Raw genomic sequence first — 18,414 nt, forward strand, 5'->3', positions numbered from 1 at the left:
TGAACGAGCGGTAAAGCCCAGGCCCGCGCTTAGGAACTGGCTTAAGGTCGGTGCAACGTAATCGCTCAAATTTGAGCTTGTTGCGGGAGGGGCCGCGAGCGCACGCCGAGGCGAGATATCGATACTTGCAATAATTCGTATTTTCAGAATACGTCGGGTCGTCGCTGTCCAGGGAAAGGACGGTTTCGAGAGTCGTCACGAAGCGCGGGCCAGGTTGCGGTGGACGCAGGCGGCGTCGGCGCGGATGCGCAGTGTGGCAATGGATCGAACCTCCCCGCGAGCGATTGCGAGCCCGCCAATTCACGATAGACACCGCGGGGCAATACTGGCATACCAAATACCTGATGAGGCAGGGCGCAAAACCGCAGAGAGCCTAAAGGCTTGGCATCGTCGCGTCGCCAGGAGGTCTGGGATCGCTTGGGCCGGAGATCTTTTGTGAAAGAGAGAGCATGGCGCGCAACATTTTGATTCTTGGGGCCTCCTACGGCTCCTTGCTGGGGACCAAGCTTTTGATGGCGGGTCACAACGTGACCCTGGTGTGCCGGGCAAAGACGGCTGAGTTGATCAATCGCGACGGTACCGAGGTGCGTATCAAGCTGCGCGACGAGGCGGTGCACCGCGCGATCTTCTCGCGCGACCTGCCCGGCAAGCTCGACGCAGTGACGCCCGGCAATGTCGATGTCTCCCGCTATGATCTGGTCGGCCTTGCGATGCAGGAGCCGCAATACACCAATCACACGGTGCGCGTGCTCATGATCAAGATCGCGGAAGCGGGGCTTCCCTGCCTGTCGATCATGAACATGCCGCCCTTGCCCTATCTGAAGCGCATCCCGGCGCTGTCAGGCATGGACCTCGAGGAGGCCTATACCAACGCGCAGGTGTGGGAGCGCTTCAAGCCCGGGCTGGTGACGCTCTGCTCACCGGATCCGCAGGCCTTCCGTCCGCCGGAAGAGGCGGCGAACGTTCTGCATGTCGGCCTGCCCACCAATTTCAAGGCGTCGGTGTTCGAAGACGAGAAGCACAACAAGGTACTGCGCGAGCTCGAGGCTGATATCGATGCGGTCACGCTCGACGGCCACGACGTTCCGGTGAAGCTCAAGGTGTTCGAATCGCTGTTCGTGCCGCTTGCGAAATGGTCGATGCTGCTCACCGGCAACTACCGCTGCATCACGCCGCACGAGCCGCAGTCGATCCGCGATGCCGTGCACACTGATCTGAAGCGCTCGCAATCGATCTACGATCACGTCGATGCGCTCGCGCGGCGTCTCGGCGCCGATCCGAAGGACCAGGTGCCGTTCGAGAAATACGCCAAGGCGGCGGAGAGCCTGCTCAAGCCATCCTCTGCGGCACGTGCGGTCGCCGCCGGCGCGCCCTTCATCGAGCGGGTCGATCTCCTGGTGAAGCTGATCTCGCATCAGCTCGGCGTTCCCAATGCAGAGATCGACCGCACTGTCGAGACCGTCGATCAGAAGCTGAACGAGAAGATCGTGCAGGGCGGTTCCGGCGCGAGCTGACACGCATCGTCGGCAGCGGAGCCGTCGGTGACGGTATCGACGATCACTCGCCCTGAGGAGCGCGCGGCTGCGCGCGTCTCGAAGGGCGAGGCCACCTGCCGGGCCTTCGTCCTTCGAGCCCACGATTGCGGGGCTGCTTCCATTTCCTTTTTGGCCGCGCGCAGAGAAGCGTCGCCCTGTTGCAACGGCAAATTTGAACTTCCATTTCATTGCTTTCGCCGGCCAAGCGGGAGATGACGGGGTCCGTGACCATGAATTCCGTTTGGAGACCAAGAATGTCGTTTCGTTCCGTTCTGATTCTTTCGACCGTGCTAGCCGCCTGGTCGGCGGCAGTTTCGGCGGAGACCATCAAGATTGGCGTGACCCCGGGGCCGCATGCGCAGATCCTCGAGGCGGTGAAGCCGATCGCGGCCAGGAACGGGCTCGATATTCAGCTCGTCGAATTTTCCGACTATGTCGTGCCGAACGCCGCACTCGACGCCGGTGACATCCAGGCCAACTCGTTTCAGAACCAGCCTTATCTGGACAACCAGAAGGCCGATCGCGGTTACAAGATTGAGGCGGTGGGGCTGACCGTCAATTTCCCGATCGGGGTCTATTCGAAGAAGCACAAGAACTGGGCCGATATTCCCGAGGGCGGCAAGGTCTCGATCCCAAACGATCCGACGAACGGCGGGCGCGTTCTGCTGCTGTTGCGCGACAAGGGCGTGATCAAGCTGAAGGACGGTGTCGGCTTCAAGCCGACGGTGCTCGACATCACCGAAAACCCCAGCAAGCTGAAATTCATCGAGGTCGACGCGGCGCAGGCGCCGCGCGCCCTTGACGACGTCGATGCAGCAGCGATCAACACCAACTACGCAACACAGGCCGGGCTTGATCCGGTGAAGGACCCGATCCTGCGCGAGGATCCGAAGGGGCCCTATGTAAACCTCATCGCCGTGCGCGCCGCCGACAAGGACAAGCCGTGGGTCAAGCTCCTCGTCGACAGCTACCACACGCCCGAGGTCAAGGAGTTCGTGCTGACCAAGTTCAAGGGCGCCGTGCTGCCGAGCTGGTGATCTAGTGGAAGCTGCGGCTCGGACCCGGTGGATCGTCGTGCGTCTGCTCGACGATCTGGGCGATGGGGCTCGACTGGTGATGAACGAGCAGCCACGCATTGCCGATGCGCCGGAAGTGATTGGTAGCGGCAAGCGCGGTGCCGTCGACGATTTCGATACATAGCACCCGTCCGCTGTCGCCCTCGACGATCGCATGCGGCTCCGCGCAAGCGATCTGCGGGCGGCTCGGGTTTTGCAGGATGTCGCGCCAGCTCCCGATCACCGTGGCGCGGCCGATGATGCCGGGCCAGCCGGGATGAACGCAGGAGATGCCGTCCTCGTCCGCCCACAGCCGTTCCATGGCCGCAACGTCGCCGGCCGCGAAGGCGGCGTAAAAGGCGGCGTTGGCGGCGATGATCGCGCTTTTGCTCATGCCTCCCGGGTGGGCCAAGCGCGGGCAAAAATCAAGAGCAATTTCCGCCGATTGGGCGGTGGCGTTCCGCCGGAACAGCGGCTCATGGCCGGCGTTGTATCCGCGAACGCAACAGGATCGAGCCTCGGGAGAGGGACCCATGGGACTTGCTCAATACGCGGTCGTGCCGGTGCGCGACCAATGGGGCGTGCTGCATGACGGCAACATCAATGGCGAGTACGAAACCAAGGAGTCGGCCTTCGAGTCGGCCGCCGCCGCAGCCTCGCTCGCTATCCGTCAGGGGCACGAGGTCCATCTGAGCGTCCCCGGACGTGAGCCGGGCGAAGCCGCGCTCGGCGTCTGACCGTCAGGATTTTGGGATCAGGAGTTAAAGCTCTCCACCGTCCGCTGCGCGCCCTGCGCATAGAGCTTGCCAAGTGCGTCAGTCACGGCCTCGCGCAGGCGCGGCTCAGTGCCGAGCGGGCCAAACACCTTGCCGATACCAAGCAACGCCGGAGCCAGACGCTCGGCAACCGGGCCTTGCTCGCGCGCAACACTTGCGAATTCGCGCGCAAGCGGGTCGCGCACGTCGATCGCGCGGCCCTGCTCGTCGTTTCCCGTGACGTAGCGCATCCAGCCTGCAACCGCGAGCGCATGCGTCTCGATCGGAAGGTCCCGGCGCAACCGGTCCTGGATCGTGCCGAGTAGCCGCTGCGGCAGTTTTTGCGAGCCATCCATGGCGATCTGCCAGGTGCGGTGGCGCAGCGCCGGATTGGTAAAGCGCTTCAACAGCGACGCGCGATAGGCGGAAAGATCCGTGCCTGCCGGCATCGTCAGCGTCACCGCAGCATCTTCCATCACGCTCGCGGCCAGCCTCGCGAAGTGCGGGTCAAGCATGGTGTCGGCAATGGTCTCGTAGCTCGCGAGATAGCCGAGATAGGCCAGCGCCGAATGGCTGGCGTTGAGCAATCGCAGCTTCATCAACTCGAACGGCTTGACGTCGGTGACGAGCTCGACGCCAGCGGCGGCAAGATCGGGGCGGCCCGCGGAGAAGCGGTCCTCGACCACCCATTGCGTGAACGGCTCGGTCATCACCGGCCATGCATCCTGCATCCCGAGCGCGGTTGAGACGGCTGCGCGATCGGCATCGGTCGTTTCCGGGACGATGCGATCGACCATGGTGCAGGGAAAGGCGACGTTCTCGCAGATCCACTTGCCGAGATCCTTCGAGCGCAGCGCCGCGAATTGCGTCACGATCCGCTGCACGGTGTGACCGTTGGCGGCGAGGTTGTCACAGCAGAGCACGGTGAAGGGGGCAAGTCCTTGTGTCCTGCGCCGCGCAAGCGCGGCGACGATGAAACCGGGCGCCGAGCGCGGCGCGTCGAAATTGTTGAGATCATGCACGACGTCTGGATGCCGCTCGTCGAGATCACCGGTCTGCGGCGTGTGACAATAGCCCTTCTCGGTGACCGTGAGCGAGACGATGCGGATGGCGGGATCGGCCATTTTCGCAATCAGCCGCGAAGGATCTTCACGCGCGACCTCGCTGCCGACGAGTGCGCCGATCACGCGATAGTCGGTGCCTTCAGCCGAGCGCACGGCGACCGTGTAGAGGTGATCCTGCGGGGAGAGCGCATCGCGCGTGTCGGGGCTGCGCAGGCTCGCGCCGATGATGCCCCAGGCGGGCGCGCCGGCGGCGAGGCAATCGTCGAAGACGACGGCCTGATGGGCGCGGTGAAAGGCCCCTAAGCCCAGATGCACGATGCCGGGCGTAACGAGGGAACGGTCATACGTTGGGCGGCGGATGCCGGACGGCAACCGGTCGAGATTGGCGCGGCCAATGCGCATGGTTGTCTCCCCCTTTGCTTTTCCGCTGCTTGACATGCTGGCCATCGTCGGTCAATGCTCTGGTCAATTGGTAAGACCAATTTTCCAAAATTGGCGGGTCACCGGGTACCGTCACACCGGACAGGCCCTCTCAGGGAGGCCAGCGTGCCGCTGGAAGCTGTGGAGGCGAGACGGCTCTATCGCCAGGTCGCCGATCAATTGCGGGCTCTGATCGACAGCGGCGAGTACGCTGTCGGAAGCCGGCTGCCGACCGAGCGCGAGCTCGCCGAGCAGATCAAGGTCTCGCGGCCGACGGTGCGCGAAGCCCTGATCGCGCTCGAGGTCGAAGGCCGTGTCCGCATCCGTGTCGGTTCCGGCATCTACGTGATCGAGCCTACTAGTCCTGCAGCGTCCGTTTCCGCAACCCTGATCGAAGGCCCGTTCGAGCTGCTGCGTGCCCGCGAATTCCTCGAGGGCGCCATCGCCGAGCAGGCCGCGCGCGTGGCGAAGAAGGATGACATTGCACGCATCGACGCCTCCCTGATCGCGATGGAGAACGTCGAGCATCCCGGTGAAGCCTCGATGGTCCATGATCGCGCCTTCCACGTCGCGATCGCCGGCAGTCTCGGCAATGCCGTTCTGGTGCGCGTGGTCGGCGAGCTCTTCGACCAGCGCCTCAATCCCTACTTCTCGCAACTCGCGCATTACTTCGAAAGCCCGCGCACCTGGCGCGCCGCGCTCGACGAGCACCGCGTCGTGCGCAATGCGATTGCTGCGCGCGATCCCGCGACTGCACGTGACGCGATGCGCGATCATCTGGCGCGCTCGCAGGAGCGCTTTGCACGAAACTTCGGAGCCGAGGCCGGCGCGCCACCGGCGCCTGCCCCCAACCGGGCGGCACGATCGACAGCGACTCCGTCAAAACCAAAACGACCGCCAAAAAAGCGGGCCGCGGGCAGCGGCACGCGGCGGCGATGACGTTGGGCGGCTCGGACCGTCGGACCGGGCAAACAAGAAGCAGACTTAGACAATGGAGGAAAAATCAGTGTTCAAGAAGATGACGATGGTGCTGGCCGCTTCAGTCGCGGCGATGCTGGCTGCCACTGATGCCAGCATGGCGCAGACCAAGCTCAAATGGGCCCATGTCTACGAGACCTCGGAGCCGTTCCATACGGCCTCCGTCTGGGCCGCGCAGGAGATCGGCAAACGCACCAACGGCCGTTACCAGATCGACGTCTATCCGGCCTCCCAGCTCGGCAAGGAGACCGATCTCAACCAGGGCCTCTCGCTCGGCTCGGTCGACATCATCATCTCCGGCTCGAGCTTTGCCGCCAAGAGTTTTCCGCCGATCGGCGTGACCTACTATCCCTACACCTTCCGCGATGCCGATCATCTTCTGGCCTACACCAAGAGCGACATCTTCAAGGAACTCGCCAAGGGCTATGAGGACAAGAGCGGCCATCACATCATCGCGGTGACTTATTACGGCGTGCGCCAGACCTCGTCGAACAAGCCGATCAAGACCTGCGCCGACATGAAGGGCCTCAAGATGCGCGTCCCGGACGTGCCGGCCTATCTCGCTATGCCGCGGGCCTGCGGCGCCAACACCGCGCCGATTGCGTTCGCCGAGGTCTATCTCGCGCTCCAGAACGGCACCGTCGAGGCGCAGGAGAATCCGTTGACCACGATCGAGGCCAAGAAGTTCTACGAGGTGCAGAAGCACATCGTGCTGACCGGCCACATCGTCGACCACCTCAACACGGTGGTGTCGGGCGCGCTCTGGAAGAAACTGAGCGATGAAGACAAGAAGATCTTCACCGATGTCGCCCAGGAAGCTGCCGCGAAGGCGACTGAGGAAATCAAGCAGAACGAGATCAAGCTGATCGCCTTCTTCAAGGACAAGGGCCTCACGTTGACCGAAGTCGACAAGAACGAGTTCCGCGATACCGTGATGAAGAACGTTTCGTTCGAGAGCATGGGCTATCGCAAGGCCGACTGGGAGCGCATCCAGGCGGTGAAGTGACGAGATGTCGTTCCGGGATGGTGCGTTAGCACCAGACCCGGAACCTCGAGATTCCGGGTTCGATGCTCACGCATCGCCCCGGAACGACGTTCAGTTCTCTTGGGGAGGAGTAAACACATGTCGACCGCCGAATTGCACCGGCAGATCACCGCGGACGAGATCGCTCACACATTCGAGGAGGAGGGGACGGCGAAGGTCGATCTGGGCGTCTACGCCTTCGAGGACTGGCTGGCGCTCGGGATCTTCTGGGTGATGGCGCTCTGCGTCTTCCTCCAGTTTTTCACGCGCTACGTGCTCAATGACAGCTACGCCTGGACCGAGGAGATCGCGACCTACTGCCTGATCGGCGTGGTCTTCATCGGCTCGTCGATGTGCGTGCGGCTGTCGCGCCACATCCAGGTCGATCTCGTCTACCGCTATTTGCCGCATATGGCGGCGCGGGCGCTGTCGACCGTGATTGACCTGATCCGCATCGCGTTCTTCGGCTGCGCCATCCGCCTGGTCTGGATCTACATCCAGGTGATCGGCGACGAGCCGATGACCACGATCAATTTTCCCAAGAACTACGTCTACTACGCCGCGCTGCTTGGTTTCGTGCTGATGTTCGGCAGGTCGGTGCAGGTGGCGGTGGAAAACTGGCGGCAGGGCTATTCGATCCTCGAACGTCCCGGCGCCTACGACGGAACGGAAGGGTGATGCCATGCTGCTGTTGCTTGGAGGATTTCTGATCCTGATGCTGCTTGGGCTGCCCGTGGCGCTCGCCATGGCAGTGTCCTCGCTGCTCTATATCCTCGTCAGCGGCGTGACGCCCGACGTCACGCTCGCGCAGCGCATGATTGCGGGTGTCGAGAGTTTTCCGCTGCTCGCCGTGCCCTTCTTCATCCTTGCCGGCAATCTCATGAATATCGCCGGCGTGACGGGGCGCATCTACAAATTCGCGGTGGCGCTGGTCGGCTGGATGCGCGGCGGCCTTGGCCACGTCAACATCATCGGCTCGGTGATCTTTTCCGGCATGTCCGGCACCGCGATCGCGGACGCCGCTGGCCTCGGCACCATCGAAATCAAGGCGATGAAGGACCACGGCTATACCACCGAATTCTCCGTCGGTGTCACGGCCGCGTCTGCCACCCTCGGTCCGATCATCCCACCGTCGCTGCCGTTCGTGATCTACGGCATGATGGCCAACGTCTCGATCGGCGCGCTATTTCTGGGCGGTGTCATCCCGGGCGTGGTGATGACGCTGTTCATGATGGCGACGGTTGCTTATTTCGCCCATCGGAATCGCTGGGGCAGCGACACGCCGTTCTCATGGCCGCAGCTCGGCTCGGCTGGACTCGAAGTCATCATCGTCTTCAGCTTTCCGCTCGCGATCTGGCTGATGACGCTCGCCGGCGTCTCGACCAACATGGCGGTCGTCGTCGGTCTCGGCGCACTGCTTGCGATCGACTGGTATTTCGACTTCTCCGCCGTGATGGCGCTGATGGCGCCGGTGATCCTCATCGGCGGCATGACGCTCGGCTGGTTCACGCCCACGGAAGCGGCCGTCGCAGCGGTGATCTGGTCGCTGTTCCTTGGCATGGTGCGCTATCGCACCATGACGTTCAAGACGGTGGCGAAGGCGACCTTCGACACCATCGAGACCACAGCGTCGGTGCTGTTCATCGTCACTGCGGCGTCGATCTTCGCCTGGCTGTTGACCGTGTCGCAGGCGGCACAGACGCTCTCCGACTGGATGCTCAGCGTTACCCACAACAAATGGGTGTTTCTGCTGCTGGCCAACATCCTGATCCTGTTCGTCGGCTGCTTCATCGATACCATCGCGGCGATCACGATTCTGGTGCCGATCCTGCTGCCGATCGTGCTCAAGCTCGGCATCGATCCGATCCACTTCGGCCTGATCATGACGCTGAATTTGATGATCGGTCTCCTGCATCCGCCGCTCGGCATGGTACTGTTCGTGCTGGCCCGCGTGGCAAAACTCTCCGTGGAACGCACCACCATGGCGATCCTGCCCTGGCTGGTGCCGCTGATCCTGGCGCTCATCGCCATCACCTACATTCCCGAGCTGACGCTCTGGCTGCCTAAGTATATGGGACTCTCCAAATGACCTCACTCGCTCTCGCTGCAACCCTGTTTGGCCCCGAAGACCTGCGCATGGTCGAGCATCCGCTCGAGAAGCTTCGCGAAGGTATGGTGCGCATCCGCTTCGGCGCCGGCGGCATCTGCGGTTCGGACATGCACTACTTCCGCCACGCCCGTACCGGCGATTTCGTCGTGAAGTCCCCGCTGGTGCTGGGACACGAGATTTCCGGCGAGGTCGTGGAGATCGCCGGAACCGCGGCGAACCTGAAGGTCGGCGATCGCGTGGCCGTCAATCCGTCGCGCTGGTGCGGCCATTGCGTTGCTTGCCGAGAGGGCCGGCCGAACCTCTGCGAAAACATCTTCTTCATGGGCTCGGCCTCGAAGACTCCGCACATGCAGGGCGGCTTTGCCAATTACTTCGATGCGATCCCGGCACAGTGCGTGAAGATCCCGGATCACGTCTCATATCAGGCCGCGGCGCTCGCCGAGCCGCTCGCGGTCTGCCTCCACGCCGTCGCGCGCGCAGGTGACGTCAAGGGCAAACGCGGCATCATCTTCGGTGCCGGCCCGATCGGGCTCCTCACCATGCTCGCCGCGCGCCGCGCCGGCATGGCCGACATCACGGTCGCCGACATTGCGCCCGCGCCGCTTGCCTTCGCGACCCGGCTCGGTGCCTCTCACGTCGAGAACGTCTCGGCCGGCGAAGAGGGCCTGAAGGCACAGGCGGCGGCGCGTCCCTATGACGTCGCCTTCGAGGTCTCCGGCACGGCCGCGGGCCTTGCCAGCGCGATCGGTATTGTGCGCCGTGGCGGCACGGTGGTGCAAATCGGTAACCTGCCAGGCGGCCAGATTCCGACGCCGGCAAATGCCGTGATGGCGAAGGAGATCGACCTGCGCGGCTCGTTCCGCTTCGGATTTGAATTCGCAACCGCAGTGGAACTGATTTCCAATGGCAGCGTCGATGTGCTGTCGCTGGTCACGGCCGAGCGACCGCTGTCGACCGCGCCGGATGCCTTGCGGCTCGCGCTCGACCGCTCGCAGAGCGTCAAGGTCGTGCTGACCGCGAACTAAGCCGGGAGAAATGTCATGATGTTGCAGGGATGGCGCTGGTACGGGCCCGATGATCCCGTGTCGCTCGATGATGTCAGGCAGGCCGGCGCGACGGACATCGTCTCGGCGCTGCATCAGGTGCCGATCGGCGAGGCCTGGACGCGCAAGGGCGTCGAGGAGCGAAAGAATTTCATCGAGAAGGGCCAGCCTGGCCGCTCGCAACTGACCTGGTCGGTGGTGGAGTCGATCCCGATCCCCGACGACGTGAAGCGGCTCGGGGCTAAGGCAACACGCTCGATCGAGGCGTGGATTGCGAGCCTGGAGGCGGTCGCTGTCGCCGGCATCAAGGTCATCTGCTACAATTTCATGCCCGTCGTCGACTGGTGCCGCACCGATCTGGAATGGGAGCTGCCCAACGGCGCCCGCGCCATGCGCTTCGACGGGGATCGCTTTGCCGCATTCGAGTTGCACATCCTGGAGCGGCCAGCTGCACCTCAGGAATATTCGCCCGAAGCGCAAGCGCGTGCGAAAAAGCTCTTCGAAAAAATGGGCCAGGCTGACATCGATTACCTCATCATGGCCATCGCCAGCGCGCTGCCCGGTTCGACCACCGAGCCGATGACCATCCCGCAATTCCGCGACCGGCTCGAGCAGTACCGCGACATCACGCCAAAGATATTGCGCCAGCATCTCGCCGAATTCCTCGCGCGCGTCGCGCCGGTGGCGGAGCAACTCGGCGTGTCGCTGACGCTGCACCCCGACGATCCGCCGCGCCCGCTGTTTGGCCTGCCCCGCGTCGCCTCGACGGCCGACGATTATCAGGCGCTGTTTGATGCCGTGCCCTCAAAGGCCAACGGCATCTGCCTGTGCACGGGCTCGCTCGGCGTGCGCGCCGACAACAATCTGCCGGCGATGGCCGAACGCTTCGGCGCGCGCATCGCATTCGCGCATTTGCGAGCGACCAAGCGCGAGGCCGACGGCCTGTCCTTTTACGAGTCCGATCATCTCGATGGGGACGTCGACATGGTCGCCGTGCTGAAGGCACTCCTGAAGGAGAACGCGCGGCGCGCGCCGGACAAGCAGATCGTCTTCCGTCCCGACCACGGTCATCGCATGCTCGACGATCTCGCCGCGACGAAGCGCACCAATCCCGGCTACACCGCGATCGGCCGCCTGCGCGGCCTCGCAGAGCTGCGCGGTGCAATCCGCGCGATCACGCATCAATAGCAGGCGGCCATCAGGTCGAGTTTGGGATACAGCTGGTCGATTGCCGCGATCTCGCTGCGCATCTGCGCGATGATCCAGTCGCGGATCTCCGCAGCAAGGGGCCGCATCGGCCGGTTGCGCGGCGGCAAGAATTCGCAGATGCGACGCGTGGTCGTGAGGGCGTCGGACGCCGGCACCAGCGCGCCGGTCAATAGCCAATGCGAGGCGACGGTCAGCCAACCGAGCGCGATGCCCTGGCCGAGCAGGGCGGCCTGTACCACGACGGCATAGTCGGTGAAGCTCAACGCCTTGGCCGGGCCGCGGCGCCTGGTAAGAAACTTTGGATAATCCGCTGCCCAGTCGCCCGGTGTCTCAGCGAGCCGGATGACGGTGTTGCCCTCCGCGGGCTCTGCCTCGCTCATGTAGCCGGGACTACACACCGGCAGCATGACTTCTTTCATGACCAGCGTGCCGCCGGAGTAAGGCTCCTCGCGGTCGCGAAAGCGCATGCCGAGATCGACGTTCTCGACCGGCCCGCGCAGCGCGCCGGAGATGAGCTGGAAGCGAAGGTCGACTTGCGGAAAGTGTCGCTGCAGCTTGTCGATGCGCGGCATCAGCCAATGCGTGGTGAAGGCGGAAGAGACGGAGAGCGTCACGGTCTCGGTGCCCTTGCGCCGTCGCTCGATCTCGATCAACCCGGTCTCGATGCTGCGAAAGCCCTCGAGCACGCGGCGATACAGCAGTTCGCCGTCCTCGGTGAGCACCGCGCGCCCCGCTTTGCGGTCGAACAGGCGCACGCCGAGATGATCCTCGAACTGGCCGAGCATCCGGCTCACCGCAGGCTGCGTGACGTTCAATTCGGCCGCCGCCGCCGTGAAGCTGCCGTTGCGCGCTGCTGCGTCGAAGACGAACAGGGCGTTGGAGGAGGGCAGCATCCGGCGGAGCTCAGGCATAACTTGATGTTATGCGGCCAGTAACAATTTGGCAATTGCCGAGTTTTGCCAACTCTGGTGTCATTGGCATGACAGGCTAAAGACAAGGCTTGGGAGAGAAGATTGCGTGCACTTGAAGCTGCAATCGCAAGCTGATCTGCAGTCAGTGTATAAAGCAAACTTATGGCGTGCAGTGAGGCGCGCCACCTAGGGGTGTGACGAGGGTCGATCGTTGGACAAACGAGCGGAAAGCGTCGAGATAAGGTCCGCAAGCAAGGCTTACGGTGCGGTTCGCGCCCTCGATGACGTGTCGCTCAATGTCGGTGCCGGCGAGTTCGTGTCGTTGCTCGGCCCGTCCGGCTCCGGCAAGACCACGCTGCTCGGAATCCTCGGCGGCTTCATCCTGCCTTCCTCCGGCTCGATCCATTTCGGTGGCCGCGACGTCACCTACATGCCGCCACACAAGCGCGACATCGGCGTGGTCTTCCAGAACTACGCGCTGTTTCCGCATATGAGCGTCGGCGAGAACGTCGCCTTTCCCTTGCGCGCCAGGCGCCTGCCGAAATCGACCTGGCCCGACAGGGTGCGTGCCGCGCTCGCCATGGTGGGCCTCACCGGCTATGAGCATCGCGGCATTGCGCAGCTCTCCGGCGGCCAGCGCCAGCGCGTGGCGCTGGCGCGCGCCATGATCTTCGAGCCGAGCCTGATCCTGATGGACGAGCCGCTCTCCGCGCTCGATAAGCAGCTCCGCGAGTCCATGCAGATCGAACTGCGCACGCTGCACAAGCGAATCGGCGCCACCATCATTTACGTCACCCATGACCAGCGCGAGGCGCTCACCATGAGCGATCGCGTCGCCGTGATGAAGGATGGCAAGCTGATCCAGATCGACGAGCCCGCGCGCCTGCACGATCACCCCGCGGATTCCTTCGTCGCGAGCTTTATCGGCGAAGCCACGCTCTTGCCCGTCCGCCGTGTCGACGCTTGCAGCGTCGCGCTCGGCAATTCCGTGCTGCGTAGCGCCCGAGCTATCCCACCGGGCGACGCGGTGATGCTCGCGGTGCACAGCGAAAAGCTGTTGATCGACGACGGCGCTGGCGATGGGGCCAGTAACCGGCTGACCGGTACCGTCACTGATATCGTCTACCAGGGTGAGAGCCTGCGCATCTTCCTCAGCCTTGCCGACGGCTCTGCGCTCAGCCTGCGCCAGCCGACCTATCACGAGGCCTATCGCCGCATTCCTCCAGTCGGCGGCAACCTCACCGTCACGCTTCACCCCGAGGACACCATCGTCGTGCCGAGGGTGGACTAGCACCCCCTTGTTCCAACCAAAGAGAAGAAGCCCAATGTCGTCCCAAGCCCCGTTCAGCAATTTCAAGGTCCTCACCTTCGACGTCGTCGGCACCTTGATCGATTTCGAGTCCGGCGTGCTCTCAGCGGTGCGCAGGATCTCGGGCAAGACGCCGGCCGAGCTCAGCGACGACAAGATCTTCGCTTCGTACAAGCGCGGCCGCGATTCGCATCCCGAACGCTCCAGCGAGGTGATGTTTCACGTCTATCGCTATCTCGCTAAGGAGCTGGGTCTGCCGGCCGACGACGCATCCTGCGACGTGTTCCAGCTCGCGGTGCTGCGTTGGTCGCCGTTCGCGGATTCGGTCGACGCGTTGAAGCGCTTGCGCACAAAATTCCGCCTGGTCGCGATGACCAACGCCGATCGCGTCGCGCTATCCTGCTACGCGCATGCACTCGGCAATCCCTTCGATGACACTGTCTGCGCCGACGATACTGGCGCTGCAAAACCCAATCCGGAATTCTTCGCCTACAACAAGGGGCGGCAGTCGGCGTTCGGCTACAAGCAGTCGGACATCCTGCACGTTGCGCAGAGCCAGTATCACGATATCGGGATCGCGCGGAAGCTCGGTTACAAGGTGTGCTGGATCGAGCGGCGCCAGGGGCTCGCCGGTTTCGGCGGAACGCCGGAGGTGCCGACGCTGACCAAGCCCGACTTCCATTTTCCCACCATGAAGGCCTTCGCGGATGCCGCCGTCGGAGCGGTGTGAGCGTGGGCGGACGCATGACAGGAAATTGGACCGCGCAGCCATCCGCCAATTCGCTATGGGCGAGCACGGCGGAGCCTGCTCGCGAATTTCCGGTCCTGTCGGGCGAGCATCACGCCGATGTGGTGATCATCGGGGCGGGCTACACGGGCCTCTCCGCAGCGCACCACATCGCCAAGAGCGGCTTGTCGCCGATCGTGCTGGAAGCAAACCGCCCCGGTTGGGGCGCGAGCGGGCGCAATGGCGGCGTGATCACCGCAAAGTTCCGCCTGTCCTTCCGCGAGATCGACGCCGCGCATGGCCGCGCGATGGCGCGGCGCATGTACGAGATCGCGCATGAATCCACCGATATGGTCGAGGAGCTGGTCTCGGAGTTCGGCATCACCAGCGCGACGTTGACGCGGACCGGACAGGTCAAGGCCGCGCACAATGAGACGACACTCCGAGCCGCGATCGACGAGGCCGACTGGATGAAGCGCGAGATGGGCGATGCGGAGGTCCGCATCCTCGATAAGCGCGAGGTGCGTGACGAAACCGGCTCGGACACCTTCGTCGGCGGCGTGCTCAATCCCGGGTCGGGCGGCATCCATCCGCTCAACTATGTGCGCGGCCTCGCCGACGGCGTCGCGCGCCGCGGCGTCGCCGTCTTCCAGGACACGCCGGTTCTCAAGCTGCGACGTGCGCAAGGCGGCATCGTCGCTGAGACCCCGCAAGGCGCGGTGCGCGCAAAACAGGCGATCATCGCCACCAACAGCTATTCCGACCTGACCGACGCGACGCGGCACATGCAGCACACGCTGATCCCGTTCCGCAGCGCGATCATCGCGACCGATCGGTTGCCGCGCAATCTCGCAGGACGCCTGATGCCGACGGGCCGCACCTACACCGAGACCAAGCGCATGATGCGCTGGTTCCGCATGGTCGACAACCGCGTGATCTTCGGCGGCCGCGGCGCCTTCGGCAGGCAGGATTCGGAATCCGCCTTCGACGCGCTGCGCAAGGCGATGGTCGGCATCTTCCCTGATCTCGCGGATGTGCCGCTCGCGTTCAAATGGTCGGGCCTCGTCGGAATGACGCTGGACTCGGTGCCGCATATCGGCCGGCTCGACGAGCGCACGCTGTTCGCCATGGGCTATAACGGCGCGGGCGTTGCGATGTCGAGCCTGATGGGCCGCTATCTGGCGGCCTTCGTCCGTGGCGAAAAGCCTAATGTCGGGCTGCTCGATGCGAGCCGCCTCAAGGTCATTCCGTTCTATCCGTTGCGCGAGCCCGCCGTGCGTATGGTCGCCGGCTGGTACCAGTTTCTGGACGCGATCGGGCAGTGAGTTTCTTTTTTTGGCGACAGAGGAGGCGAGGATGATGACGAAACTGGGCTTCAGGTTTGGACACGCGCTCCTGGGCGCATCGCTCGGCGCGTTTGGACTAGCTGGTACGGCGGCCGATGCCGCCGAGCAGATCACCTTCGTCTCGCAAGGCGGTGCCTATCAGCAGGCGCAGACGGTGGCGATTCTCGATCCCTCCGCCAAGAAGCTCGGCATCACCATCAACCAGGACTCGATTCCCGACGCCTGGCCCGCGATCAAGACGCAGGTCGGCAGCGGCAAGCCGATTTGGGACGTGGTGGACACGCCGACCGGCTATTGCCTGCGCGGTGGCGAGCAGGGGCTGATCGAGAAGCTCGATTTCTCCAAGATCCCGAATGCCGCGGCGATGCCCGAGGCATATCGCAGTCCCTATTCGGTGTCCTACGAGTTCTATTCCAGCGTGCTCGCCTTCAGCCAGAAGACCTTCCCGAAGGATGCGCCCAATAGCTGGGCCGATTTCTGGGACGTCAAGAAATTCCCCGGCCGCCGCGCGCTGCGCAATCACCCCATTGCAACGCTCGAGGCCGCGCTGATGGCCGACGGCGTCGCGCCCGACAAGCTTTATCCGCTCGATGTCGACCGCGCCTTCAAGAAGCTTGAGGAGATCAAGCCGAACATCACGGTGTGGTGGACATCGGGCGCGCAGTCCGCGCAACTCCTCAACGACGGCGAGGTCGACATGGAGATGGCGTGGAATGGCCGCGTCAGCGCGGTGGCGAAGGAGGGGGCCAAGGTCACTTTCACCTACAACCAGGGCATTTTGCAGAGCACCTCGCTTTGCATACTCAAGGGTGCGCCGAATCTCGAAACGGCGGTGAAGTTCCTCAACGAGGCCGTCGATCCCGTGCATCAGGCCAATTTGCCGTTGAACATCGACTACGGACCGGGCAATCCGAAGGCGTTCGACACCGGCGTGATCAAGCCGGAGCGCGCCGCGCAACTGCCGAGCGAGCCCGCGAACGCCGCGAAGCAGGCGCTGATGTCCTACGCCTGGTGGTCCTCGCCGGCAGGCGAGGCGGCCGAGAAGCGCTGGGCGGCGTTCATGCAGAAGTGAGCCAGCCGGTTCGGCGGCCGCCGAACCGGGCCGAACAACCAGCGAGGCAGCGTTGACGACATCAAAACCAGATCCTTCGCTCAGACATCAGCGTCGCGAGGACGGCCTGATGCTGGCTCTGGTGTCGCCCGCGCTGCTCGTCATTCTCTTGTTGATCGTGCTGCCGGTCGGCTGGCTCGCCTGGCAGTCGATCTATCACGACGGTTTTACGCTCGAGCACTATCGCCGCGTCTTCACCGAGGACATCTACTGGCGCAGCTTCGCGCTGACCTTCGAGATCAGCCTTCTGGTGACGGTGCTTGCGCTCGTGCTCGGCTATCCGGTGGCCTATGCCGCGAACGCGGTGCCGAGGGCGTGGAGCGTCGTCATCCTGGCGCTGGTCGTGCTGCCGTTCTGGACCAGCGTACTGGTGCGCGCCTATGCCTGGCTCGCGCTGCTTCAGCGCACCGGTGTGATCAATCAGTTCCTGCGCTACCTCGATGTGATCGGTGAGCCCTTGGCGCTGGTCCACAACACTTTCGGCACGGTGGTCGCGACCGTGCACATCCTCTTGCCCTTCATGGTGCTGCCGCTCTACGCCACCATGCAGAAGATTCCGAACGATTTGATGCAGGCCGGTGCGAGCCTGGGTGGGAGTCCGGCGTTCACCTTCTTCCGCGTCTTCCTGCCGCTATCGCTGCCGGGCGTGCTCGCCGGCTCGACCATGGTATTCGTGCTGTGCCTCGGCTTCTACATCACGCCGGAGCTGCTCGGCGGCGGACGCACGGTGATGGTGTCGATGCTGGTGAGCCGGAATGTCGAGCTCTACAACCAGTTCGGTGCGGCGAGCGCGGTCGCCGTGGTCCTTCTGCTCAGCGTCCTCCTCATCTTCTTCGTCGTCAGCCGCTTCATCTCGCTCGATCGCGTGTTGGGGCAGAAATGAGAACAATCTCGCCAACCCGGATCGCCTTGATCGCGGCTTGCGCGCTGGTACTGATCTATCTGATCCTGCCAGTGCTGATCATCGTGCCGATCTCGTTCTCCAGCGCGCGCTTCCTGACCTTCCCGCCACCTTCGCTGTCGCTGCGTTGGTACCAGCAATATTTTTCGAATCCTGCCTGGATGCAGGCAACGCAGGTAACCCTGATCGTTGCGGCTTTCACGGTCGTGATCGCAACGCCGCTCGGCGTCGCCGCGGCCTACGCGATCAGCCAGTCGAAACTGCGCGTCATGCGCATGATCCACATGGTGCTGCTCTTGCCGTTGGTGGTCCCGATCATCATTACAGCGGTCGGCATCTTCTTCATCTATGCAAGGGTCGGGCTGGTCGCGACGCTGCCGGGCCTCGTGCTCGCCAACGTGATGCTGGGTCTGCCTTACGTCGTCATCTCCGTGCTCGCGGGCCTGCAAAGCTTCGATCCCGCGCAGGAGATGGTCGCGCGCAGCCTCGGCATGAATCGCCTGCGCAGCTTCTTCGCGGTGACGCTGCCACAGATCAAGTCGAGCGTGGTGGCGGGCGCGATCTTCGCCTTCATCTCGGCGATGGACGAGACCATCATCGCGCTGTTCATCTCGGGTGGTCAGTACCAGCCGCTGACCAAGCGCATGTTCACCGCACTTCGCGACGAGATCGATCCGACCATTGCCGCGATCTCGACGCTGATGACGGCGGCGTCCTTCATGCTGGTCCTGCTGGCGAGCGCCCGGCAGCGGAAGAGCGGGTGAGGCGGCCCATCGGGGCGCTTGCAGCCAAAGTTGCGAAAACAACCCCATGCAAAGTAGAACAGCGATTCGCCGGCGGGGGTGCCTTGCGCGGCGTAAGGTATTGACGCATCTGGCAGAACGGCGCGAAAGACGCATCTGGCCGCAGGCAATGC

General features: G+C 63.7%; 18 protein-coding genes. 15 read left to right on the forward strand and 3 right to left on the reverse strand.

Annotated features, from left to right (window positions below; genetic code table 11):
* The first annotated feature begins 449 nt into the window (after window positions 1-449).
* On the forward strand, window positions 450-1,514 hold the full coding sequence (locus SO156_RS05600) for a ketopantoate reductase family protein (RefSeq protein ID WP_458148864.1): 1,065 nt from the start codon (window positions 450-452) through the stop codon (window positions 1,512-1,514).
* A gap of 275 nt (window positions 1,515-1,789) precedes the next feature.
* On the forward strand, window positions 1,790-2,572 hold the full coding sequence (locus SO156_RS05605; protein WP_458148863.1) for a MetQ/NlpA family ABC transporter substrate-binding protein: 783 nt from the start codon (window positions 1,790-1,792) through the stop codon (window positions 2,570-2,572).
* A gap of 1 nt (window position 2,573) precedes the next feature.
* On the opposite strand, the gene SO156_RS05610 is transcribed toward SO156_RS05605, so the two are convergent.
* Complete coding sequence (locus SO156_RS05610) at window positions 2,574-2,984, reverse strand: nuclear transport factor 2 family protein (RefSeq protein WP_458148862.1); 411 nt, start codon at window positions 2,982-2,984, stop codon at window positions 2,574-2,576.
* Between the two features lie 139 nt (window positions 2,985-3,123).
* Here SO156_RS05610 and SO156_RS05615 point away from each other — a divergent pair, with 139 nt between their 5' ends.
* Window positions 3,124-3,327, forward strand: coding sequence for a hypothetical protein (locus tag SO156_RS05615; protein WP_458148861.1), 204 nt, complete (start codon window positions 3,124-3,126; stop codon window positions 3,325-3,327).
* A 17-nt stretch (window positions 3,328-3,344) separates the two neighbouring features.
* Here the strand turns inward: SO156_RS05615 and SO156_RS05620 are convergent, their stop codons facing one another.
* The gene (locus SO156_RS05620; protein ID WP_498534111.1) at window positions 3,345-4,811 is read right to left on the reverse strand and encodes a mannitol dehydrogenase family protein; all 1,467 of its coding nucleotides are present in this window, start codon (window positions 4,809-4,811) and stop codon (window positions 3,345-3,347) included.
* Between the two features lie 144 nt (window positions 4,812-4,955).
* Between SO156_RS05620 and SO156_RS05625 the strand changes: the two genes are divergently transcribed.
* From SO156_RS05625 to uxuA, 6 genes are all read left to right on the forward strand, one after another.
* On the forward strand, window positions 4,956-5,768 hold the full coding sequence (locus SO156_RS05625) for a FadR/GntR family transcriptional regulator (protein WP_458148859.1): 813 nt from the start codon (window positions 4,956-4,958) through the stop codon (window positions 5,766-5,768).
* Window positions 5,769-5,853: 85 nt separating this feature from the next.
* A complete protein-coding gene (locus SO156_RS05630) occupies window positions 5,854-6,813 on the forward strand; it encodes a sialic acid TRAP transporter substrate-binding protein SiaP (protein WP_458148931.1) in 960 nt (319 codons plus the stop codon).
* Between the two features lie 117 nt (window positions 6,814-6,930).
* Window positions 6,931-7,509 (forward strand): TRAP transporter small permease, encoded by a 579-nt coding sequence (locus SO156_RS05635; protein WP_458148858.1) that lies wholly within the window; start codon window positions 6,931-6,933, stop codon window positions 7,507-7,509.
* Window positions 7,510-7,513: 4 nt separating this feature from the next.
* Window positions 7,514-8,920, forward strand: coding sequence for a TRAP transporter large permease (locus tag SO156_RS05640; protein ID WP_498534112.1), 1,407 nt, complete (start codon window positions 7,514-7,516; stop codon window positions 8,918-8,920).
* Window positions 8,917-9,966, forward strand: coding sequence for an L-idonate 5-dehydrogenase (locus SO156_RS05645; RefSeq protein ID WP_498534113.1), 1,050 nt, complete (start codon window positions 8,917-8,919; stop codon window positions 9,964-9,966). Before SO156_RS05640 ends, SO156_RS05645 begins: the two co-directional genes overlap by 4 nt.
* Window positions 9,967-9,981: 15 nt before the next feature.
* Window positions 9,982-11,172, forward strand: a complete 1,191-nt coding sequence (uxuA, locus tag SO156_RS05650) for a mannonate dehydratase (protein ID WP_498534114.1) — start codon at window positions 9,982-9,984, stop codon at window positions 11,170-11,172.
* Here uxuA and SO156_RS05655 read toward each other — a convergent pair.
* Window positions 11,166-12,104, reverse strand: a complete 939-nt coding sequence (locus SO156_RS05655) for a LysR family transcriptional regulator (RefSeq protein ID WP_498534115.1) — start codon at window positions 12,102-12,104, stop codon at window positions 11,166-11,168. The two genes, uxuA and SO156_RS05655, sit on opposite strands and share 7 nt — an antisense overlap.
* Window positions 12,105-12,315: 211 nt before the next feature.
* Here SO156_RS05655 and SO156_RS05660 point away from each other — a divergent pair, with 211 nt between their 5' ends.
* The 6 genes from SO156_RS05660 (at window position 12,316) to SO156_RS05685 (ending at window position 18,262) form a co-directional block, all read left to right on the forward strand.
* Window positions 12,316-13,395 (forward strand): ABC transporter ATP-binding protein, encoded by a 1,080-nt coding sequence (locus tag SO156_RS05660; protein ID WP_498534116.1) that lies wholly within the window; start codon window positions 12,316-12,318, stop codon window positions 13,393-13,395.
* A gap of 34 nt (window positions 13,396-13,429) precedes the next feature.
* Complete coding sequence (locus tag SO156_RS05665) at window positions 13,430-14,143, forward strand: HAD family hydrolase (protein ID WP_498534117.1); 714 nt, start codon at window positions 13,430-13,432, stop codon at window positions 14,141-14,143.
* A gap of 14 nt (window positions 14,144-14,157) precedes the next feature.
* Window positions 14,158-15,465 carry an NAD(P)/FAD-dependent oxidoreductase gene (locus SO156_RS05670; protein WP_498534118.1) on the forward strand — a complete coding sequence of 436 codons (1,308 nt, stop codon included), beginning with the start codon at window positions 14,158-14,160 and terminating at the stop codon, window positions 15,463-15,465.
* Between the two features lie 31 nt (window positions 15,466-15,496).
* The gene (locus tag SO156_RS05675; RefSeq protein WP_498534119.1) at window positions 15,497-16,558 is read left to right on the forward strand and encodes an ABC transporter substrate-binding protein; all 1,062 of its coding nucleotides are present in this window, start codon (window positions 15,497-15,499) and stop codon (window positions 16,556-16,558) included.
* Between the two features lie 109 nt (window positions 16,559-16,667).
* Window positions 16,668-17,480, forward strand: a complete 813-nt coding sequence (locus tag SO156_RS05680; protein ID WP_458149888.1) for an ABC transporter permease — start codon at window positions 16,668-16,670, stop codon at window positions 17,478-17,480.
* The gene (locus tag SO156_RS05685) at window positions 17,477-18,262 is read left to right on the forward strand and encodes an ABC transporter permease (RefSeq protein WP_498534120.1); all 786 of its coding nucleotides are present in this window, start codon (window positions 17,477-17,479) and stop codon (window positions 18,260-18,262) included. The genes SO156_RS05680 and SO156_RS05685 overlap by 4 nt, the downstream gene beginning before the upstream one ends.
* Window positions 18,263-18,414 lie beyond the last annotated feature (152 nt).

The sequence above is a fragment of the Bradyrhizobium sp. UFLA05-125 genome (genome assembly GCF_059803515.1).

What these genes read in the sequence shown, in the direction of transcription:
- SO156_RS05635 (WP_458148858.1), top strand. Translation starts at nt 6,931, where the DNA reads ATGTCGACCGCCGAATTGCACCGGCAGATCACCGCGGACGAGATCGCT.
- SO156_RS05605 (WP_458148863.1), top strand. Translation starts at nt 1,790, where the DNA reads ATGTCGTTTCGTTCCGTTCTGATTCTTTCGACCGTGCTAGCCGCCTGG.
- SO156_RS05615 (WP_458148861.1), top strand. Translation starts at nt 3,124, where the DNA reads ATGGGACTTGCTCAATACGCGGTCGTGCCGGTGCGCGACCAATGGGGC.
- SO156_RS05620 (WP_498534111.1), bottom strand. Translation starts at nt 4,811, where the DNA reads ATGCGCATTGGCCGCGCCAATCTCGACCGGTTGCCGTCCGGCATCCGC.
- SO156_RS05630 (WP_458148931.1), top strand. Translation starts at nt 5,854, where the DNA reads ATGGTGCTGGCCGCTTCAGTCGCGGCGATGCTGGCTGCCACTGATGCC.
- SO156_RS05680 (WP_458149888.1), top strand. Translation starts at nt 16,668, where the DNA reads ATGCTGGCTCTGGTGTCGCCCGCGCTGCTCGTCATTCTCTTGTTGATC.
- SO156_RS05640 (WP_498534112.1), top strand. Translation starts at nt 7,514, where the DNA reads ATGCTGCTGTTGCTTGGAGGATTTCTGATCCTGATGCTGCTTGGGCTG.
- SO156_RS05670 (WP_498534118.1), top strand. Translation starts at nt 14,158, where the DNA reads ATGACAGGAAATTGGACCGCGCAGCCATCCGCCAATTCGCTATGGGCG.
- SO156_RS05600 (WP_458148864.1), top strand. Translation starts at nt 450, where the DNA reads ATGGCGCGCAACATTTTGATTCTTGGGGCCTCCTACGGCTCCTTGCTG.
- uxuA (WP_498534114.1), top strand. Translation starts at nt 9,982, where the DNA reads ATGATGTTGCAGGGATGGCGCTGGTACGGGCCCGATGATCCCGTGTCG.
- SO156_RS05665 (WP_498534117.1), top strand. Translation starts at nt 13,430, where the DNA reads ATGTCGTCCCAAGCCCCGTTCAGCAATTTCAAGGTCCTCACCTTCGAC.
- SO156_RS05685 (WP_498534120.1), top strand. Translation starts at nt 17,477, where the DNA reads ATGAGAACAATCTCGCCAACCCGGATCGCCTTGATCGCGGCTTGCGCG.
- SO156_RS05610 (WP_458148862.1), bottom strand. Translation starts at nt 2,984, where the DNA reads ATGAGCAAAAGCGCGATCATCGCCGCCAACGCCGCCTTTTACGCCGCC.
- SO156_RS05675 (WP_498534119.1), top strand. Translation starts at nt 15,497, where the DNA reads ATGATGACGAAACTGGGCTTCAGGTTTGGACACGCGCTCCTGGGCGCA.
- SO156_RS05655 (WP_498534115.1), bottom strand. Translation starts at nt 12,104, where the DNA reads ATGCCTGAGCTCCGCCGGATGCTGCCCTCCTCCAACGCCCTGTTCGTC.
- SO156_RS05645 (WP_498534113.1), top strand. Translation starts at nt 8,917, where the DNA reads ATGACCTCACTCGCTCTCGCTGCAACCCTGTTTGGCCCCGAAGACCTG.